16 protein-coding genes are annotated in these 19,355 nt (G+C 64.3%); 7 read left to right on the top strand and 9 right to left on the bottom strand.

The annotated features are described in order from the left end of the window. The 5 genes from M9890_04390 to M9890_04370 form a co-directional block, all read right to left on the bottom strand. A partial coding sequence (locus tag M9890_04390; GenBank protein ID MCO5176200.1) for an acyl-CoA mutase large subunit family protein occupies nucleotides 1-715 on the bottom strand: 715 nt, incomplete at its 3' end. A gap of 78 nt (nucleotides 716-793) precedes the next feature. After that, complete coding sequence (locus tag M9890_04385) at nucleotides 794-1,243, bottom strand: VOC family protein (protein MCO5176199.1); 450 nt, start codon at nucleotides 1,241-1,243, stop codon at nucleotides 794-796. 30 nt (nucleotides 1,244-1,273) lie between these two features. Beyond that, a complete protein-coding gene (locus M9890_04380; protein ID MCO5176198.1) occupies nucleotides 1,274-3,571 on the bottom strand; it encodes a penicillin-binding transpeptidase domain-containing protein in 2,298 nt (765 codons plus the stop codon). Beyond that, entirely contained in the window at nucleotides 3,564-4,052 is a 489-nt protein-coding gene (mreD, locus tag M9890_04375; GenBank protein ID MCO5176197.1) for a rod shape-determining protein MreD, read from the bottom strand. The genes M9890_04380 and mreD overlap by 8 nt, the downstream gene beginning before the upstream one ends. A gap of 110 nt (nucleotides 4,053-4,162) precedes the next feature. Then, on the bottom strand, nucleotides 4,163-4,933 hold the full coding sequence (locus tag M9890_04370) for a metallophosphatase family protein (GenBank protein MCO5176196.1): 771 nt from the start codon (nucleotides 4,931-4,933) through the stop codon (nucleotides 4,163-4,165). 211 nt (nucleotides 4,934-5,144) lie between these two features. Here M9890_04370 and dinB point away from each other — a divergent pair, with 211 nt between their 5' ends. The 4 genes from dinB (at nucleotide 5,145) to M9890_04350 (ending at nucleotide 8,581) form a co-directional block, all read left to right on the top strand. Then, nucleotides 5,145-6,365, top strand: coding sequence for a DNA polymerase IV (gene dinB, locus M9890_04365; protein MCO5176195.1), 1,221 nt, complete (start codon nucleotides 5,145-5,147; stop codon nucleotides 6,363-6,365). Between the two features lie 5 nt (nucleotides 6,366-6,370). Then, a complete protein-coding gene (locus M9890_04360; protein ID MCO5176194.1) occupies nucleotides 6,371-6,628 on the top strand; it encodes a hypothetical protein in 258 nt (85 codons plus the stop codon). A 144-nt stretch (nucleotides 6,629-6,772) separates the two neighbouring features. Then, on the top strand, nucleotides 6,773-7,420 hold the full coding sequence (locus M9890_04355; GenBank protein ID MCO5176193.1) for a hypothetical protein: 648 nt from the start codon (nucleotides 6,773-6,775) through the stop codon (nucleotides 7,418-7,420). Nucleotides 7,421-7,483: 63 nt separating this feature from the next. Next, the gene (locus tag M9890_04350; GenBank protein ID MCO5176192.1) at nucleotides 7,484-8,581 is read left to right on the top strand and encodes an FAD-binding oxidoreductase; all 1,098 of its coding nucleotides are present in this window, start codon (nucleotides 7,484-7,486) and stop codon (nucleotides 8,579-8,581) included. Between the two features lie 288 nt (nucleotides 8,582-8,869). Here M9890_04350 and gltX read toward each other — a convergent pair whose 3' ends face one another. Both gltX and M9890_04340 read right to left on the bottom strand, forming a co-directional pair. Then, a complete protein-coding gene (gltX, locus tag M9890_04345; protein MCO5176191.1) occupies nucleotides 8,870-10,384 on the bottom strand; it encodes a glutamate--tRNA ligase in 1,515 nt (504 codons plus the stop codon). A gap of 96 nt (nucleotides 10,385-10,480) precedes the next feature. Beyond that, the gene (locus M9890_04340) at nucleotides 10,481-11,923 is read right to left on the bottom strand and encodes an amidohydrolase family protein (GenBank protein ID MCO5176190.1); all 1,443 of its coding nucleotides are present in this window, start codon (nucleotides 11,921-11,923) and stop codon (nucleotides 10,481-10,483) included. A 360-nt stretch (nucleotides 11,924-12,283) separates the two neighbouring features. Between M9890_04340 and M9890_04335 the strand changes: the two genes are divergently transcribed. Then, nucleotides 12,284-15,274, top strand: a complete 2,991-nt coding sequence (locus tag M9890_04335) for a S8 family serine peptidase (protein ID MCO5176189.1) — start codon at nucleotides 12,284-12,286, stop codon at nucleotides 15,272-15,274. A gap of 110 nt (nucleotides 15,275-15,384) precedes the next feature. On the opposite strand, the gene M9890_04330 is transcribed toward M9890_04335, so the two are convergent. Further along, complete coding sequence (locus M9890_04330; GenBank protein ID MCO5176188.1) at nucleotides 15,385-15,696, bottom strand: hypothetical protein; 312 nt, start codon at nucleotides 15,694-15,696, stop codon at nucleotides 15,385-15,387. Nucleotides 15,697-16,013: 317 nt separating this feature from the next. On the opposite strand from M9890_04330, the gene dnaA reads away from it, so the two are divergent. Continuing rightward, complete coding sequence (gene dnaA / locus M9890_04325; GenBank protein MCO5176187.1) at nucleotides 16,014-17,423, top strand: chromosomal replication initiator protein DnaA; 1,410 nt, start codon at nucleotides 16,014-16,016, stop codon at nucleotides 17,421-17,423. A gap of 120 nt (nucleotides 17,424-17,543) precedes the next feature. Here the strand turns inward: dnaA and M9890_04320 are convergent, their stop codons facing one another. After that, nucleotides 17,544-18,239 (bottom strand): GNAT family N-acetyltransferase, encoded by a 696-nt coding sequence (locus M9890_04320; protein MCO5176186.1) that lies wholly within the window; start codon nucleotides 18,237-18,239, stop codon nucleotides 17,544-17,546. Nucleotides 18,240-18,424: 185 nt separating this feature from the next. Between M9890_04320 and M9890_04315 the strand changes: the two genes are divergently transcribed. Beyond that, nucleotides 18,425-19,012: a hypothetical protein gene (locus M9890_04315; GenBank protein ID MCO5176185.1), complete on the top strand. Its 588-nt coding sequence runs from the start codon at nucleotides 18,425-18,427 to the stop codon at nucleotides 19,010-19,012. Nucleotides 19,013-19,355: the final 343 nt, after the last annotated feature.

Raw genomic sequence — 19,355 nt, 5'->3', positions numbered from 1 at the left:
CGCGCAGATATTCGACGCCGTCGGCGAGCGTATAGGCGAGTTCGAGGTCCTGCGTCGCGCCCGCTTCCTGCATGTGATAGCCGGAAATCGAGATCGAGTTGAACTTCGGCATGTGCTGCGACGTGTACGCAAAAATGTCGGAGATGATCCGCATCGAGGGCTGCGGCGGATAGATGTAGGTGTTGCGGACCATGAACTCCTTGAGAATGTCGTTCTGGATCGTGCCGCCCAGCTTCGTCAGGTCCGCACCCTGTTCCTCGCCGACGATCTGGTACATCAGCAGCAGGATCGACGCTGGTGCGTTGATCGTCATCGACGTCGTCACCTGGTCGAGCTTGATGTCGTTGAACAGACGGCGCATGTCGTCGAGCGTCGAGATCGAGACGCCGACGAGGCCGACTTCGGCTTGTGCACGCTGATCGTCGGCGTCGAGCCCGAGCTGGGTTGGCAAGTCGAAGGCGCACGACAGGCCGGTCTGGCCGCGTTCCAGCAGCAGATTGAAGCGCTTGTTAGTCTCTTCCGCCGAGGCGAACCCGGCGTACTGCCGCATCGTCCAGAGCCGCCCGCGATACATCGTCGGGTAGGGACCGCGCGTGTAGGGAAACTGTCCTGGATCCGGCGCGGGTTCGTCGGCGACATCGTCTGGCCGGTAGACCGGCTTGATCTCAATCCCCGAGGTGGTGAACCGCTGGTCGGACTTCTCTCTGGTGCTCACGCCGCACGCCTCCCTGCTCCATGCCCATTCGCTGCCGCGAGGAGCGTACCATCGGTCAGGCTGTGGCTGGAAGTGGCGCTACTCCACGCTAGCCCGATCCACCAACTCCGTCAGGACACCGGCGCAGGCGCGTGGGTGGACGAAGGCAATGAGCCAGTCGTGCAGGCCGCGGCGGGCCTGGCGGTCGATGAGCTCGACGCCGGAGTCTGCGAGATGCGCCAGTACCGTCGGCAGGTCGTCGACGAGGTAGGCGATGTGATGCACGCCTGACCCGCGCGAGTCCAGAAACCGGCCGATCGGCGAGTCGTGCTCGATCGGCGCGAGGATCTCGATCCAGCTTTCTCCAGCTCGCAGTGCCGCGATGTCGGCGTTCTGCTCGGCAACTCGCGAGACCGCGCCGCCGGTGAAGCCGAGCGCGAGATACTGGGCGACAGCGGCGGCGATGTCGGGCACGACGATGCCGATGTGGTGGATCGGTCCGGGTCGCAGTGCGTCATGCAGCGCCGTCTCGTCGCTCGTCGTTGCCACTCACTCACTCTCTCTACGCACTGCGGCGGTTCAGCTCTGCGCCGCATCGCGAATCGCCTGGTTTCCGAAGTAGGCGTTCAACATCGCGTTCGCCACCGGGCCGGCATAGACCGAACCTGCGCCACCACCGGCGACCATGACGGCGATGCAGATCTCGGGGTTCTCGTACGGGCCGAACGCGGTGAACCAGGCATGGCCCTGCGTGTACTTGCCATCGACGGCGATGCCGTACTCGGCGGTACCGCTCTTGGCCGCGATGTTCACTCCCGGGACATCGATCTTCCCCAGGCCGGTGCCCTCAGTGACTGTCATCCGCATGCCCTCTCGCACCGTCGCGAGGTGCTCGGCAGCGATCCACGTCTCCTCGTCGCCCTTGTCAACGCTCATGTCGTTGATCAGGTCCGGCTCGAATGAACGGTAGACCGAGCCGTCCTCACGAACGAGGTCGCGGATCAGGCGTGGCCGGTAGAGCTTGCCGCCGGATGCGATCGCCGCCGTGCTGTTGACCAGCTGGAGTGGCGTACAGAGCAGGTGGCCCTGACCGATCGACATGTTGATCGTGTCACCGATCGACCAGTTCTGATCGAGCGTCTGGAAGAGCCACTTGGGGTTCGGCACAATGCCGTCCGCCTCACCGGCCAGCTCGATGCCGCTCGCTCTGCCGTAGCCGAACGCCTTCGTCATGTAGGAGTACATCTTGTCGACGCCCATCCCCATGAAGAAGTGCTGTTCCGGGTCGTTCGGGATGTAGTAATGCACTCGCACGCCGTTGTCGGCGATCGAGTCCGGCGCGCCGACGTTGTAGAAGTAGACGTCGCAGGAGTGGGCGATGCCTGAGAGCACATCGACCTCACCGTGGCCAATCTCGAGCTCCCAGCAGGGATAGTCGTTGCCCTGCGTCTCGTCCCACGTCCACGGCACGCGGATGCGTCCGAGGCAGCGGAACTTCGTCTCGGGCCGTAGACCGTCCGGGCGCTTCGCGCCATCGTGCAGTCCGGCAGCAGCCATCATCGGCTTGAATGTCGAGCCGGGCGGGAACTGACCGGAGATCGTGCGGTCGAGCAGCGGCTCGAACGGATCATCCAGGTACGCCTGATAGTCCTTGTCCGAGATGCCGTCGACGAACTTCTGGTTGTCGAACGTTGGCAGCGAGACCATCGACAGGATCTCACCGGTCTGCGGGTTCATCGCGATTGCGATACCGGCTCCGACCTCATCGAGCTTGTTCTCCCTGGCATCGACGTTCGCCTGCGCGATGCCATCGCGCAACGCGGCTTCGGTGGCGACTTGCAGGTCGCGGATGACGGTGAGTCGGGCGCTGAGTCCGCCGCGCGGCTCCTTGCGCTGATCGAGCAGCTCGTAGCGGATGACGCCGTTGGCGTCGATCTGCACCCAGCGCGCACCCTTTTCACCGCGCAACGTTTCCTCGAGTGCCTGCTCGATGCCGCCGCGTCCCACGCGATCGTCCGGCTCATAGATGCGGCTGCCGCTGGTCGTCAGCTCGCTGTTGTACTCCTCCTCGGTGATCGGCCCAACATACCCGAGGATGTGCGAAAAGATCGGTCCACCCGGATAGGAGCGCACCAGCGTCGTGTCATCGACGACGATGCCGGGGAGCGAGAGTGCGTTCGAGGCCAGCTCCAGCGCGACCTCCTGCTCGACATCCTTCTTGATCGCGAGCGGCAGATCCTCCAGCGGGTGGTTGGCCAGCAGGAAATCAATGGTCTGCACAACGCGGACACCCGGGATATCCATCATGCTCTGTGTGTAGCCGTCAGCGTCCTGGTCAGAGAGATTTTCGCGCAGCATCAGCATCGCATCTTCGGTGCGGGTCAGCTTGGCGATCAGCGCGGCGCTATCGACCTCCAGCCGCTTGGAGACGGCATTGACGACGGCAGCCTCCGAGCCGACTGGCACGAGCGCGCGGTCGATGACCAGCGCCTTCCCGAGCGCTAGCCGCTGCGCGACGGAGTCGAGGATCTGCTGCCGTTGCGCTTTGTCCTCCGGCAGGCGGCTCTGGACGACCTCGACATTCCAGGAGCGGCGGTTCTCGGCCAGCGGCTTCCCAGCCCGGTCGAGAATGCGGCCTCGCGGTGCCTTCAGGCGTTGAAACTCGACGACGTTCTCGCGCGCGATGCGGCGGAACTCGTTGCCCTCGGCAATCTGCATCTGCCAGAGCTTGCCGCCCAGCGCGGCGAAGCCGACTCCGATCGCACCACGGGCCAGCAGCACGCGACGCGAGATCTGGTTATCGGCACTATCGTGTTCTTCGTGACGACGGCGCTCACCCGGACGGGCGAACTCCATGCGCTTTCGCTTCTTAAACATGGCGCGGTATCCAGCGATCTATGACGAGTAGAACGAACCAGCCGACCGATACCAGCACGGCGTTGAGGAAGGCAGTTGCGATAATCGGGCGCATCGTGGCGACCGAGCTCACGGCATCCCCACCGAAGCGTGCCACAAGAGCAGCAATCAGTCCGCTGGCGAATGTGGTCAGCACGACGACGACGATCGGCAGCACGACGCCGGAGCGGAACAGGCGCTGGCCTGCATATCCGCCGATCGCTGCGACGACCAGTAACGACAGGCTGTGCGTCCCGAGCGGGTCCAGCGTCAGGAAATCGAGCCACAGCCCCAGCCCAAGCGCCCAGACTGCGCCCTCAGCGATGCCGCGTGAGGCACTCCACATCAGGAGCAGGATCAGCGCGATGTTGGGCAGGATCGTGAGCATGCCGAGCGCCGGAAAGAACGTTGCCTGAAGCAACGCCGTCAGCGCCAGGAGGAGGGCGAAGGACGCTCTGGCCATGGTAGTTACAAACCGCCTGCTGCGACCGGATGGCCGCTCGGTGTGTGACAGGCGTATGTGCGATCAATAGCCGCCCACGTCATCGGCGCGATCTTATCACGGCAGCGGCATCAACCGGCCGGGGCGACCCCGCCGCGCTCGCGGATCGAAGCAATCGTGCCGTCAGCATTCGGCACGCCGGATTCGGCCAGCGCCGTGAGGTACGCCGCCTGGTCGTACGGGACGCGGACGTGTTCCACCCGCCAGCCAGTACCATCGTCCGCGGCGATCGCGAAGCACGGTCGCCAGTCGCCATCGAACGGCATACCGATGCTCCCAACACAGGCAAGCGTGCGGTCCCCGATGGTGCGGATGTATGCATGGTGGATGTGGCCGTAGAGCAGCATCGGTGATCCAGCCTCGTCGAGCATCCGCTCGGCGACATCCTCGGGTGCGTCGGGTAGCACGCCTGGGTGCGTACTCCACGGCGTCGCGTGGACGAAGACAATCGTCTGCCCGCTCGGTCCGGTCGTCTCCCAGCGCAGCGGCAGACCTTTCAGGAACTCCAGCTGATCGGCGTTGAGATGCGCTGCAGCCCACTCGTCCATCTCACGCAGCACACCAGTGTGCGCCTGCTCGGGAGTGTAGCCAGTCGCTGGCTGCTTGCCACCAGTCGCTGCCTCGACGAGCCATTCGTCAGTATTGCCGCGCACGCACTCCAGGCCGCGCTCGATAACCAGCGCCAGCGTCTCGCTCGGAAATGCCCCGCCCAGCACGTAGTCCCCACCACCGACCAGCGTGTCGAACGGGCCGCGACGGTCGACCTCAGCGAGGACGGCTTGCAGTGCCGCCAGGTTGCCATGTGCATCGGACAGGATCGCCAGTCGCTTCGTGTTCGTCACACTGTTCTCCTTCGCCCGCTCCGGCTCTCATCCAAGTCAGGATAGCCGCAACACCCGCGCACGGCAACGACCGGAGGTGCGCCATGCTTCGCGACGATCCAACAGGATTTGACTCTGCGTCACATAGTTGACAACCATACATCTGCGTTCTACTATCCGAACAGATTAGAACATCTGTTCTAATCTCAGCTCTGGAAAGCGGGAGGTAGAAGTGAACGTGCGCGATGCCGACCGCTGGATCATCCACGCCGATCTCGACGCGTTCTTCGCCGCAGCCGAGGTGCTACGGCGGCCAGAGCTATCCGGGCGTCCTGTCATCGTCGGCGGATCGCCGGATGGTCGTGGCGTCGTTGCCTCGGCCACCTACGAGGCGCGCCAGTACGGCGTGCGATCGGCGATGCCAACGGCGCAGGCGATGAGATTGTGCCCGCAGGCCGTCATCGTGCGGCCAGATGGCACCTTCTACCGCGAGCTGTCGCAGCGCTTCCGGATCGTGCTGGACGACTTCTCACCGATGGTCGAAGTCGTCAGCATCGACGAAGCCTACCTCGACGTCAGCAACTCCGAGCGGCTGTTCGGCAGCATCGAGACACTGGCGCGGTCGCTGAAGCAACGGGTGCGCGACGAGGTTGGCCTGGCCGTCTCGCTCGGTGTGGCGACCAACAAGCTGGTGGCCAAGATCGCGTCCGACCTCGATAAGCCGGACGGGCTGCGGATTGTCCCGCCCGGTGCGGAGGCGGCGACGTTCAGTCCGCTGGCGATCGAACGCTTGCCCGGCATCGGGCCAAAGGCGAGCGCGCGGTTGCGTGCGGGCGGGATCGCCACGCTCGGCGAGCTGGCCAACGCGCCCGACCTGCTGCTGCTGGACGTTGCCGGGGGCGACGGCGCGCGGCTGCGGGCACGAGCGCGTGGCGAGGACAGCCGACCGGTGCGCTCCGAGCCGGACGCACGCAAGTCGCTGGGCCGCGAGCGGACGTTCGACCACGACGTCGTGCGCCGCGAGGAGCTGGATCGTGCGCTGTACGAGCTGTGCGACCACACCGGCGCGTCCGTGCGTCGTCGCGGGCTGGCGGCCACGACGGTTGCGCTCAAGCTGCGCTACGCCGATTTCACAACCGTGTCGCGGCAGCGTTCGTTCGAGCGCCCGACCGATGCCCAGCAGGACATCTTCGCGATCGCCGGGGAGTTGCTCGATCAGGCGCTGGCGGTGCGGCGCGATCCGGTGCGTTTGCTCGGTGTGCGTGTCGCCAGCCTGACTGCCGCCTCCCACCAGCTCGATCTGTGGGATGACCACCGCCAGCGGCTCCGGCAACTGAACGCCGCGATCGACCGGATCGCCGAGCGCACCGGCTCGAACGTGATCGTCCCGGCCCGCTTCGCTCGGGCATCGACGCGGCGCGAGGCGAGGATGAATGGGAATGAAAGGAGGTGAGGAGTATGACCGAACGAACGCCCCACCGTGGGAAAGCAATCAGCTATCGCTGGGAGTGCCAGTTCTGCGAGCCGTCGGTGCTGCTGGCGATGTACGACTCGGAAGGCCAGGTCCAGATTAAGATACGCGACCGCTTCTACCACTTCTACGGTGCGTTGGGTCGTGTCCACGCGACGTGTCCGCGCTGCGGCACCGTCCACGAGCTCGACCTGGAGAAGACTGGCCGCAGCACTGTCTTGTCAAAGCAGCCCGCCAAGGGCTGAGGCAGACGCAGGCAGAATAATCAACAGCACCAGGTGCTGTCCCCTTCTTGACTGAGCGCATAAGCGCCACGACATCCGGACGGCCCGGAGTGGCGGAAGGCTCAGTCTCACCGCCCTCCGGCCGTTTGGCCTATGGAGTGGCACATGAACACATCAACTTCGCAATCCCCTGACTGGTTGGCGTTGCTCGCGCAGCGTTCGCTTGGCGATGTCGAGATCACACCCGATCTTGACTTGCGCCTCTCCCGCGACGCGCTGCGTGCCCTGCACCAGCCCGATGTGCGCGACGATCTGCTGGTGCAGCTCGCCTACAAGATCGCGCGCTACTGCAATCGCTATCACTCCCGAAACCTGGCCCCCTGGACGCACGACGACGTTATTCAGGAGTCGTACCTCGTGTTCGTTGAGGTGCTGCACGACTGGGTGCCGCTGGATAGCGCCGACGGACCCGCCGGATTCGGCTACTACTTCCTGCGCGTATTCCCGCTGCGCCTCGCCTCACGCGTGCGCACGATGCTGCGGCACGCCACGATCGAAGCGGCCGACAACGCATGCGCGCCCGACGAGCCGGACGTGATCGACATCGAAGACAGCGTCATCATCGCCCAGGTCATGGCGGAGATCTGCGGTCACCTGAACTCGGTTGACCAGCAGATTCTTCGCCTCACCGTCGATAACGGTCTCGGCGACGCGCACATCGCCAAAGTGATCGACCTCGACCGCCGGACGATTCAGCGCCACTGGCCGACGATCATTTCAATCGCGCGGCAGCACTTACGCGAGGCCAGTTGACGCGCGCCTGCGGTATCCTGCCCAGCGAGTGAGATGCCCGCAGGTAGGTGAGGATTCGGACGGATGCAGAAGATCGTCGTTGTCGGAGCCGGTGTTGTCGGCTCGTCGCTCGCATTCCGGCTGGCGCAGGCCGGTCAGGATGTCACGCTGGTCGATCGGGGCGAGTCTGGCTGGGGGACCAGCGGGTCGAGCTTCGCCTGGACAAACTCGAACTCGAAGACGCCGGAAGACTATTTCGCGCTGAACCTCGCCGGCATGCAGGCCCACCTCGATACGCGCGAAGAGCTTGGCGAAGCGCCCTGGTTCACCGAAGGGGGCAATCTCCTCTGGTCGGGCATGGACGCCTCCACCAACGATATGGACGTGCTCGAAAGTCGTGTCGCGCGCCTGCGCTCGTGGGACTACCCGGCGGAGTGGCTGAGTCGCGAGCAGGTCCGGGAGCTGGAGCCACACCTCCAGGTGGACGCCGACGTCGAGCAGGCGGCCTTCTTCCCCACCGAATCGTGGGTGGATGGCCCGCAGCTTGCCCGCGCGATGACCGAGCTGGCGCGCAAGCACGGCGCGACAGTGCTCTTCGGCTGCGAGGTCACCGCCGTCGATCGCGATGGTGACCGCATCACTGGCGTCCGCTTCGCCAACGGCCAGCAATTGCCGACCGACCTGCTGGTGAACTGCGGCGGTGCGGCTGCGGACATCATCGCAAAGCTAGCCGGACGTAACCTGCCACTGGCTCCGACCAAAGGCCTGATCGTGCGCGTCAGCCACGCAGCAGGAGCGGTCAATCGGATCGTGCATGCGCCGACGGTGCACATGCGCCCGGATGGCGATCTGCTGATGCTGCATCACGGCGATGCCGACGACGCCATCATGGCCGGCGAATCTCCTGCCGAGTGGGCGAGTGAGCTGCTGCGCCGAGCACAACAGTACCTACCGGTTCTGGCCGATGCGCGGATCTCCCGTTGGTCGGTCGGCACGCGCCCGATCCCGGACGATGGCCGAACGTCTGCCGGCCTGGTCGACAGCCTGCCGGGCTACGCCGAGGTCGTCACGCACTCCGGCGTCACCCTCAGCCAGCTGCTGGCCAAGCTCGTTACCCGCCAGATCGTCGAAGGCGATACCGACCCGCTGCTGGCTCCGTTCACGCCCAACCGCTTCGCGTAGGCACTCGATAGAAGACGAACGGCGGGACCTTTGCGGTCCCGCCGTTTGCGTGCGGTAGGTGATTGGTGCTGCAACGAGCGGGTTCACCTTGGTGATCCGTCGGCGCCAACATGCCGAGCAACCTGGCGCGGCAGTCGCCCCCGCGTCCTGTCATTTCGAGCGCGCACGCGAGAAATCTCCCCTGCGTCGGACTGTATCGGACGGGTGGGAGATCTCTCACTGCGGTTCGAGATGACAGGACAACAGAATGGCTGTCGCGCAAAACCGCCATCATAAAGCCACTCGCCGCTACCCCGCCGGGTTGATTGCGCCGAGAATGTCGATGGCGTGATCGAGGCGCGCCAGTGTCTGATCCTTGCCGAGCACCCGCAGTGTGCCGAAGAGGCCCGGCGAGACGGTCCGGCCGCTGACGGCGACGCGGATCGGCATGAACAGCTGGCCGGCTTTCAGCCCGATCTCGGCCCCGAGCTCGCGCAGCCTCGCCTCCAGCGCCTCCTCGTCGTCGACGCCGGTCTCGGCGATGATCTCACGCACGCGTGCCAGCGCCGGCCCGATCGCGGTCGGCTCCGTCTTCTTCGGGATCAGCATGTCCGGCGCGTACTCGTCGGCGTCGCGGAAGAAGAAGCTGAGCAGCTCGGGAGCCTCGCTGAGCAGCCGCATCTTGTCCTTGATCAGCGCCACCGCGCCACGCACGCGCTCGTACTCAGCTGATCCGGCAGCGGCATCGCCGATCAGTCCCGCATCCTGTAGCCAGGGCAGGCAGCGCTGGGTCAGGTCGTCCAGCTCGACGATGTGGTTGATGTACTGCTGGTTGAACCACAGCACCTTGTCAAAGTTGTACTTCGACGGGCTGGAGCTGACCCGTTCCATCGAGAACTTCTCGATCAGATCCTCAAGCGTCGGGAAGAACTCCTCGCGATCGTCGTACGACCAGCCCTGCAGCACCAGATAGTTGCGCAGCGCCTCCGGCAGATAGCCCTGCTCCTTGTACTGCAGCGCGCCGGCCGCGCCGTGCCGCTTGGAGAGCTTGCCGCCCTCCGGGCTGAGGATGACCGGCAGGTGATAGAAGAGCGGCTGCTCCCAGCCGAACGAGCCGTAGACCAGCACGTGCAGCGGGAACGACGGGATCCACTCCTCGCCACGCATGACGTGGCTGATCTCCATCAGGTGGTCATCGACGACGACAGCCAGATGGTAGGTCGGGAAGCCGTCAGACTTCAGCAGCACAGCGTCCTCGACCAGACGGTTCTCGTAGGTGATCTCGCCGCGCAACTCATCGCGCACGACGGTGACGCCATCGAGCGGTACCTTGTAGCGGATCACCGGCGTGATGCCCTCGGCGCGCCTGGCCGCGCGCTCCTCGTCGGTCAGGTTGCGGCAGTGACGGTCGTAGCCCGGCGGCTGCTTGCGTGCGACCTGCTCGGCGCGCAACGTCTCTAGCCGCTCCGGAGTGCAATAGCACTCGTAGGCGTCGCCGCTGTCGAGCAGCACCTGCGCGTACCGCTGGTAGAGCGGCAGTCGCTCGCTCTGGAAGTAGGGCCCGTGCGGGCCGCCTACTTCCGGCCCCTCGTCCCAGTCCAGCCCGGCCCAGCGCAGTGAACCGGTGATGCTCTCGACGCTCTCTTTTTTATACCGGCGTCGGTCAGTGTCCTCGATGCGCAGAATGAAGTCGCCGGAGCTCTTGCGCGCGAACAGCCAGGTGAAGAGCGCCGAACGCAGGCCACCTACATGCAGGTCGCCGGTCGGGCTTGGCGCGAAGCGGACGCGCACCTTCCTGTCGGCCCCGCTATCTACGGTTGTCATTCTCTGCCAGCCTCATCTCATCGTCGTATGTCAACCGTTGAGTCTACTACAGGGTCTGCCTCCCCCCGGACATGGGGAGAGGCAGACGAAACTGTGCTAGATCTTGCCTTCGTTCGTCAGCCGGGTGATGGCGAGATCGTGGGTCAGCGGGTCGGCGGCGACGGCGGTTTGCAGGCGCTCCGAGGCTTCGGCGATCTGGGCAATGACCTCGTGGCGATCGACGTTGGTGTACTCGCCGTCCTGATAGATCACCTTGCCGGCCACCATCGTCATCACCACGTTCGAGCCAGTCTCGGCATAGACGAGGTTCGGCACGATGTTGCGCGCAGGACGCAGCAGCACTGGAGCCAGCGGCGGGCGGGTCAGGTCGAGCATGATGATGTCGGCCTCCTTGCCGACCTCCAGGCTGCCGACCACGTCATCAATGCCGAGCACCTTCGCGCCGTCGATCGTGGCCATGCGCAACACCTGCCAGGCCGGCATCGGTAGCGGACTGCTCGCCGCGATCTTGGCGTACATCGCCGTCGCGCGCATCTCGGAGAAGACGTTGTGCGAGTTGTTGCCCGGTGCCTGGTCGGAGCCGAGCGCGACCGTGCCGCCGAGTTGCGTCATCTGCCAGGCGGGCGGGACGACGCCGTCGATGATGCCGATCGAATTCGAGCAGCAGGTCATCGGTGCGTTGCGCCTGGCGACCAGCTCGACCTCGTCCGACTCGGCGAAGCAGAGGTGGACGGCGATCAGGTCCGGCGCTAGCAGCCCGATCGAATCGAGGAACGGGATCGCCCGCAAGCCGTAGCGCTGCAGCGTCGCGTTGTTCTCACGCGGATCCTGGGCGACGTGCAGGTGCATCAGCGTGTTGCGCTTGCGCGCCTCCTCCTGAATGCGCAGCAGCATCTCTTTCGACAGGAAGTCGGCGGCGTGCGGGCCGAGGATGACGCGGATGCGTCCCTCATCATGGCCGTGCCAGCGCTCGTAGAGCTCCAGCGCCGTCGCGAGAGTGCGCTCGCCAGTCTCAGGGTCGAGCGGCGTCGGCTCGCCGGGCGTCCAGCCCTGGGCAATCCACTCTTCGCGCTTGTCCCAGTTCAGCTCAGTGATGCTCTCGCAAACAACGGCGCGGTTGCCGAGGCGATCGTGACTGTTGAGCAAATCAGTCATCGGCGCGGCGTAGTCGCCGAAGGTCGTCGTGCCGTTCGCGACGCCCTCCATCAGTGCCAGCATCGTGCCGAGCGGGTTGTCTTTGCTATCGGCGTGGCGCATCAGCGGGCCGTACGACGACGCCATCCAGGGCTGCACTTCCTGCGCCCAGCCGCGCCCCAGCACCGCCGGAGAATGCGTGTGCGCGTCGATCAGGCCCGGCATCAGCAGCTTGCCGGTTGCGTCGATCGTCCTGGCGGCCGCCCCGTGGCGCTCAACCTCGTCGCGCGGGCCAACGGCGACGATCCGCCGCCCTTCGATCGCGATCGCGCCATTCTCGATGAACCCGGCACCGTCCCCCTGCATCGTCAGCAGATGCCCACCAACAATGAGTGTATCGACCATATTTCCTCCCCATCCTGTAATGTGCAACATGACCGATTGTTCATCATGCGTTCTGGTGTCGATTGACGAACAGGCACGAGATGCGTACCATGCGATCAAGTTCGACCAAAGCGAGATTGAACACCGCCCTGCTATCCCGGATTGTATCCGGAGCTCCTCGCGAAGCGCCGATACGTTCTGTGACCGACGCTCATTAGAATGCAGCAGGTGCGGACCATCTCGGCTGGCCGATTCCGAGACTCCGGAATCACGACCGGAAAGGAGTGTCCCGGAAAATGGGGGTGGCGCGGCCAGGGTGGCCGCGAGTGACCGGCTGACTACCGGCAACACACAGATGCTCAACATAATGGGGGTACCATTGTGAGAAGGTTGATTGCGATTCTCACGACGCTTTCTTTACTGGTCGTCGCTGCTGCTCCCGTCAGCGTCGGCGCACAGGAAACGGCTGCTGGTAGCGGCCCGTTTACCCGCAACGGGACCTACATCGTTCGTCTCATCGAACCGCCGGTTGTTGCATACGACGGCGGCATCTCTGGATACGCTGCAACACGACCTGCCGCTGGTTCGCGGATCGATCCAAACAGTTCGCGCGTTCGGGGTTACGCAGGCTTCCTGGCGCAGCGACAGAACGCAGCCCTCTCCTCGGTCGGCGCAAGCAGCAGCAAGAAGATGTATTCGTACGTCTACTCGGTGAACGGATTTGCTGCTGAGCTGACTGCGGCGCAGGCAAACGAGCTGAAGAAATCGTCCGGCATCGCATCGGTTGAGGAGGATCGCCTCTACCATCTCGACACGAACCGGACGCCAACCATGCTTGGGCTGGATGCAGCCAACGGGCTGTGGAATCAGCTCGGTGGCGTGCAGAACGCTGGTGAAGACGTCATCATAGGCGTCATTGACTCGGGCATTTGGCCGGAGAGCGAGAGCTTCGCTGACAAGACGCGCAATGACCGGCGCGGTCGTGGACCGTCCGACTACAAGATGTTGCGCGACTGGTACGGCAAGTGCCGCCCGGGTGAGCAGTTCACGCCGGACATGTGCAACGGCAAGATCATCGGCGCGCAGTGGTACAGCGACGGCTTCGGTGGTGACGCTGCCGTCAACGCGGAATTCAAGTCGGAGTACATCTCAGCGCGTGATGCCAACGGCCACGGCACGCACACTGCCAGCACCGCTGGTGGAAACTATGGCGTGACCGCGCTCGTCGACGGTCAGAATCTCGGCACCATCAGCGGCATGGCACCACGCGCACGTATCGCTGTCTACAAGGTGTGCTGGGGTGGTGATGACGGCGGCTGCTACGGTTCGGATAGCGTCGCTGCAATCGACCAGGCCGTCGCTGACGGCGTCGACGTCATCAACTTCTCGATTAGCGGCACCGCAGATTCCTACCTGGACGCCGTCGAGGTAGCCTTCCTGTTCGCCAACGACGCCGGTATCTTCGTTGCTGCCTCGGCAGGTAACGAGGGTCCGGATGCGTCGACGCTGGACCATCCGAGCCCGTGGCTGATGACCGTCGCCGCCGGCACGAAGGATGACGAATATCCCGGCCATGTCACACTCGGCAACAGCGCCGTCTATACCGGCAAGTCGCGCACGGCCGCTGTCGGCCCCGCGCCGCTCGTCTACGCCGGCGACGTTGCCGCAGCGGACGCAACAGTGGACGACGCCGCTCTCTGCATCCTCGGCACACTCAACCCGACCCTGGTGGCCGGCAAGATTGTGCTCTGTGATCGCGGCGTGAATCCGAGAACCGACAAGAGTCTCGAAGTCAAGCAGGCTGGCGGCGTCGGCATGATCCTGGCCAACACGTCGCCCAATTCGGTGAACGCCGACATGCACTGGGTGCCCAGCATCCATGTCGATGAGGTCGCCCGAACGGCCATCCTCGCCTACATCAACGCAGGCGGATCGCCGACCGCCACGATCACACCGGACCCGTCCGGCCTGATTTCGAACGCTCCGCAGGTCGCGACGTTCTCGTCTCGCGGCCCGTCCCTCGCTGGCGGAGACATCCTCAAGCCGGACATCCTGGCACCAGGCGAAGATGTGTTGGCAGCGATCTCGCCGACCGGCGACCACGGGCGCAACTTCGACTTCCTGAGTGGTACGTCGATGGCCAGTCCGCACATCGCCGGTATCGCGGCACTGCTTACTGACGCGCACCCCAACTGGACTCCGGCGATGATTCAGTCGGCCATCATGACGACGGCGTCGCAGACGATGAAGAACGGCGATCCGATCGATGGTGGTCCGTTCGATTATGGAGCGGGCGCGGTTGTGCCAAACAGCGCGACCGATCCGGGCCTGGTCTACAACGCGACGTTCGACGACTACTTCGCGTTCATCTGCGGCACCGGCCAACTCAACTGCTCGCCGGATGAGGCGATTGACCCGAGTGATCTGAACTATCCGTCGATCTCGATCGGCCAGCTGGCCGGCATACAGACGGTCACGCGAACCGTCACCAACGTCGGAGCAGCTGCAACCTACACCGTCTCAGTTGACGCACCGGATGGCGTCAACGTGCAGGTGAGCCCGACAACCTTGTATGTCGGACGCAACCAGTCGGCGACCTATACCGTCACGTTCTCCACGACGACCGCCGAGGCGGGCGAGTGGACCGACGGTTCGCTGACCTGGAGCGACGGACGACATCATGTCCGCAGCCCGCTGGTCGTCCGCCCGGTGCTGGTCGCAGCCCCGGCTGAGGTCTCCGGCACTGGTGTCAGTGGGAATACATCATTCGATATGATCTTCGGCTTCGCCGGGGACTACGAGCCGGGTGCCCACGGACTGTTCGCCGCAACGCGAACCAACGACACCGTTGTCGATGACCCCGATGATGACATCACAATCGACCTGGGTCCGGATAAGGTGGGCATCAACGTCCACGAGTTCACCGTGCCCGCCGGAACCCTCGCAGCGCGCTTCGCGCTGTACCAGGACTTTGTGACCGGCAACACTGATCTCGACCTGTATATCTTCTCGGATCCGAGCCTGTCACTTTCGTCTCTCGTGGACTACAGCGGCAACGAGGCGACGAACGAAGTGGTGACGCTGCGCAACCCGGACGCCGGTACCTACTACGTGGTCGTCCACGGCTGGGAGACCGACGGTCCGAGCGCAGACTACACGCTCTTCTCGTGGATGATCCCGACCGACCCGACGGCCGATGATGGCAGCCTTGCAGTCGTCTCGGCACCGACCACCGTCACGGTTGGCCAGGTCGGCACCGTGGTCGTCGGCTGGTCCGGACTGAATGCCGACGAGAAGTACCTCGGCGCTGTCTCGCACAGCGACGGATCGGGGATCCACGCGTTTACGCTGGTCTCCGTCGATACCGAGTAGCGACGGCATGATCCGTCGGTGATGCTGATTTCACCGGCGGCATAATCACAACCGAACCATCACGGAGCGTGCCTGGCTGATGCAGCTGGGCACGCTCTGTGATTCAGGCCTCAAAGATCGCGATCGGCTCCGGGCACGTCTTCAGGAAGCCGTTCGGAGGGCGAATTGCACAGATGTGGCATCCCGCGACCGCCGTGGTAGTTCCACAATCGCCCCTGCGCGCGCAATTGCACGAAGCACCCCGGCACCAGTGCCTGTGTGTAACGCATCCCGGGTCGCGGGCAGCCGACGCTGCCGTCTGGCCAGGTCACGCGTTCGGCACGCACAACCTCAATCTCGTCAGCCTGTATCTGCGCACGCTCGGAAAGATCGCGTCGCGCCGCATCGACGCGGCTCTTCATCCACGGGTCAATCGGTTGCACAGCGATCTCTTTCCATCTCGAGCCGGGTCGATGCAATTCGTGGCTATTAAGTGGAACCATGTTGCACATTGCGACGTATATAGAAATGACGAGGTCATGATGCATGCCGTCAGTGACAGCGTCGCACGTGGAGCTCCCTACGCTCCACCCTCCCTTCCCGCGCAGACCGGGCCGTCCCCAGGCCCGGTCTGTGGCTGTCTGGATGCAATCAGCACCATCGCTCTGCTAGACTTTGTGTACGTACACCTTGTGGATGAATCTGTCCACAGGGTACAACCAGAGCGAGACGGCGTACGACGTATCGCGAGAGGGTGCTGATGGAAGACCACGCCACGCCTGATCCTCGATTTCAGCAACTGTGGCAATCGGCGTTGTCCGACATGCAGGGGCGAATCACCCGGGCAAATTACGAAACCTGGCTGCGCTCGACGACGCTGCTCGGCATCGAGAACGGCGTCGCGACCGTTGCTGCGCCGAATGCGTTCGCCGTTGAGCAGTTGCGCATCAAGTTTGACGACGAGATCGTCGCGACGCTCTCGGCCATCGCGAATCGCCGCGTCTCCGTTGACTACGTCGTAAGCCAGGCACCGGCGGCCGGTAGCCGCGCCCCGCGCCCGAAGCCCCGGCCGACGCCGCCCGGCGCGCGCCAGAAGAGCCCCGCGCCGCAACCGGAGACGCACCAGATGACGCTCGCCGCCGATGCGCGTCCGGGCCTGAACCCCGGCTACACCTTCGACACGTTCGTCGTCGGGCAGTCGAACCGGCTGGCGCACGCGGCGGCGATGGCGGTCGGCGACAAACCGGCGCAGGCGTTCAACCCGCTCTTCATCTATGGCGGAGTCGGGTTGGGCAAGACACATCTGATGCACGCGGTCGGGCACCGCGCCATGGACCAGCGCCCGGAAACGAGCGTGCTCTACGTCTCCTCCGAGAAGTTCACCAACGACATGATTAAGTCGATCATGAGCCAGCGCACCGATGAGTTCCGCGATCGCTACCGCTCCGCCGACATCCTGATGATCGACGATATCCAGTTCATTGCCGGTAAGGAAGCGACGCAGGAAGAGTTCTTCCACACCTTCAACGATCTGTTTCAGTCGGGTCGCCAGATCATCGTCTCGTCCGACCGACCGCCGAAAGCGATCCCGACGCTCGCCGAACGCCTGCGCTCGCGCTTCGAGGGTGGCCTGATCGTCGACGTGCAGCCACCGGACATTGAGACGCGCACGGCGATCCTGTCGCGCAAGGGTCAGTCGCTCGGCGTCCATGTCCCCAGCGATGTGCTTGAGTACGTCGCCCGCAAGGTCCAGTCGAACATCCGTGAACTGGAGGGCGCGCTCAACAAGATCATCGCACTGGCCCAACTCTTCAACGCGCCGATTCGCATGGAGATCGCCATTCAGGCGCTCAACGATTCGGCGATGGAGGCGCGCCGCGCCCAGATCACGCCCGAGCGCGTGCTGGAAGAAGTTACGCGGTTCTACAAAGCGACCCTCACCGACCTGCGCGGACGTGGCCGCAGCAAGGACGTCGTCCTTCCGCGGCAAGTCGCGATGTACGTCCTGCGTGAAGAGACCGGCTCGTCGCTGGTGGAGATCGGCTCGCTGCTCGGTGGCCGCGACCACTCAACTGTCATGCACGGCATCGCCAAGATCGAACGCGAGATCGAAACCAACACCACCCTCCGGCAAAACGTCAGCACCATCCGCGAAGCCCTGTACGGTTAGATCCTGTAGGGGCGTATCGCATACGCCCGGCTGGATACGCGACACGGTGGCGGTGATGGTTCGGCGTGGCGGATGCCATTCTGGCGGATAGGCATTTGAACGGGCGTATGCGATACGCCCCTACATTGGTTGCCCCATCATCTCCTCCAGCCGCGCCTTCGCGTCCGGCCATTCGTGGTCGAGAATGCGGAACCAGGCGGTGTCGCGGTTGCGGCCCTTGACGATGAAGTGGGCGTCCTGAATGCCTTCGAACGTAAACCCCATTCGCTCGGCGGCGTGCCGCGAACGCGCGTTGAGCGAGTCGCATTTCCATTCGACACGGCGATAACCCAGCCCGAACGCGTGCGCCAGCATCAGGTAGGTCGCCTCGCGGTTCGCGCCGGTGCCCTGTACGAGCGGGCTGTACCAGATATTGCCCAGCTCGATCTTCAGATGCGCAGGCTCGTTGCTCATCAGCGCCGCCGCCCCGATTTGCTCGCCGGTCGCAATCTTCTCAACGCAGAGCAAGCGCAGATTCGGCGTGTTGTCGAGCCCGCGCAAGTACGCAGCGAGATCTGCGGATGTCGCAAACGGCCCAGCCGGCATGTAGCGCCAGACATCGGCATCGGCGTCGTAGGCGTCGATACTGCGATCTCCGAGCTGAGCGGGTTGGCCGTTCGACCTTGCGTGCAGCGGCTCGATGTCGCGCTCGAAGTCGATCGGGCGCAAACGGATACGCTTCCCTTCGAGGATCACCGCGTCAGGCTTGACTGGCAGGCTCGCCGCACGTTCCAGCACCTCTTTGGGCAATGCCTCACCAAATGGTCGATCGTTCATTGCTTCCCTTTCTGTTCCCCCATTCCGGCTATCGTCGCCGAAACAAGCTCGCTGACAAGAGCCACTTCGGGTTCCACGCGACAAGACCAATTCCGCGATCGAGCGTGCTATGCTCTCACAATCTTTGAGTGAGATTCAACGAACGGAATCGGCGTTGTGAAGCGCACGCGTCTGCTGCCATGCGCATGGCTCGTGATCCTTGCGCTCCCGCCTGGCTGCGGAGAAGCGGACCCGACGGCCACGCCGCTGCCGACCACGACGACTGCTCCCGCCGCCACGGCGACGCCTTCTCCGATTGCCACCGCCTCTCCGACTCAGGTCCGGTCGACGCCGCTAGCCATCGCACCGACGCAACCGGCGCTGCAACCCACGTCGCCGCCGTCACCCACTCCGACCGTATTGTTCGTCCTGCCGCCACCGACCGAAGTTCCTCTCGAACCAACGCCCCCGACGCCGGATGCGTGCCCTGCGCGGTCACATGGGATCAGGCACTGAACTACATCGGGCAGGAAATCACCATCATCGGACCGGTCATGAGCACCGCCTGGGCCAGCGACAGCCGCGGCAAGCCAACGTTTCTCAACATCGGCCGCAGCTACCCCGACCCCGAGCGCTTCACCGTCCTGCTCTGGATCGACGCCCGCTTCCGCTTCGATGAGCCGCCGGAGCAAACCTATGCCGACAAGACGATCTGCGTCACCGGCATCGTTGAGATCTACGAAGGCAGCGGCGAGATCGTGGTCGATTACCCCTGGCAAATCGTCGTGCCATAAGCAGACTCACCGTTGATTTGGCAGGTGCGGTGAGTGCCCGCGGCTGCGTTGGACTGTATCGAGCGGGTGGAGATCTTCGGTTGCGACCTCAAGATGACAGAGGGTTGGGTTGGCTGTCGGGCGGCATACTTGATCGTACGCAGGGACAGCGCTCGCGCTGTCATCGCCGTGAGGCGACACTGTCGTCACCGGTGCGTGGGACGGTCTGCACCCGTGTGTAGGGGCGTATCACGCCCGTTTTGTCTGACCCGCTTTGACCGGCAGCCACGGTGCATGGGTGCCCATGCTGGATGAGCGTGATTCCGGCCGGCGTATGCAATACGCCCCTTACATTTTGAGGGCG

It is taken from the genome of Thermomicrobiales bacterium (assembly GCA_023954495.1).
Lineage (GTDB): Bacteria > Chloroflexota > Chloroflexia > Thermomicrobiales > CFX8 > JAMLIA01.
The sequence above is the reverse complement of the archived record's forward strand: the minus strand, read 5'-3'. Positions and strand labels throughout refer to the sequence as shown.

Excerpts from the sequence above, each read along its gene's own strand:
- M9890_04380 (MCO5176198.1), bottom strand. The coding sequence starts at position 3,571 with ATGTTTAAGAAGCGAAAGCGCATGGAGTTCGCCCGTCCGGGTGAGCGC.
- mreD (MCO5176197.1), bottom strand. The coding sequence starts at position 4,052 with ATGGCCAGAGCGTCCTTCGCCCTCCTCCTGGCGCTGACGGCGTTGCTT.
- M9890_04360 (MCO5176194.1), top strand. The coding sequence starts at position 6,371 with ATGACCGAACGAACGCCCCACCGTGGGAAAGCAATCAGCTATCGCTGG.
- M9890_04355 (MCO5176193.1), top strand. The coding sequence starts at position 6,773 with ATGAACACATCAACTTCGCAATCCCCTGACTGGTTGGCGTTGCTCGCG.
- M9890_04350 (MCO5176192.1), top strand. The coding sequence starts at position 7,484 with ATGCAGAAGATCGTCGTTGTCGGAGCCGGTGTTGTCGGCTCGTCGCTC.
- gltX (MCO5176191.1), bottom strand. The coding sequence starts at position 10,384 with ATGACAACCGTAGATAGCGGGGCCGACAGGAAGGTGCGCGTCCGCTTC.
- M9890_04340 (MCO5176190.1), bottom strand. The coding sequence starts at position 11,923 with ATGGTCGATACACTCATTGTTGGTGGGCATCTGCTGACGATGCAGGGG.
- dnaA (MCO5176187.1), top strand. The coding sequence starts at position 16,014 with ATGGAAGACCACGCCACGCCTGATCCTCGATTTCAGCAACTGTGGCAA.
- M9890_04320 (MCO5176186.1), bottom strand. The coding sequence starts at position 18,239 with ATGAACGATCGACCATTTGGTGAGGCATTGCCCAAAGAGGTGCTGGAA.
- M9890_04315 (MCO5176185.1), top strand. The coding sequence starts at position 18,425 with ATGGCTCGTGATCCTTGCGCTCCCGCCTGGCTGCGGAGAAGCGGACCC.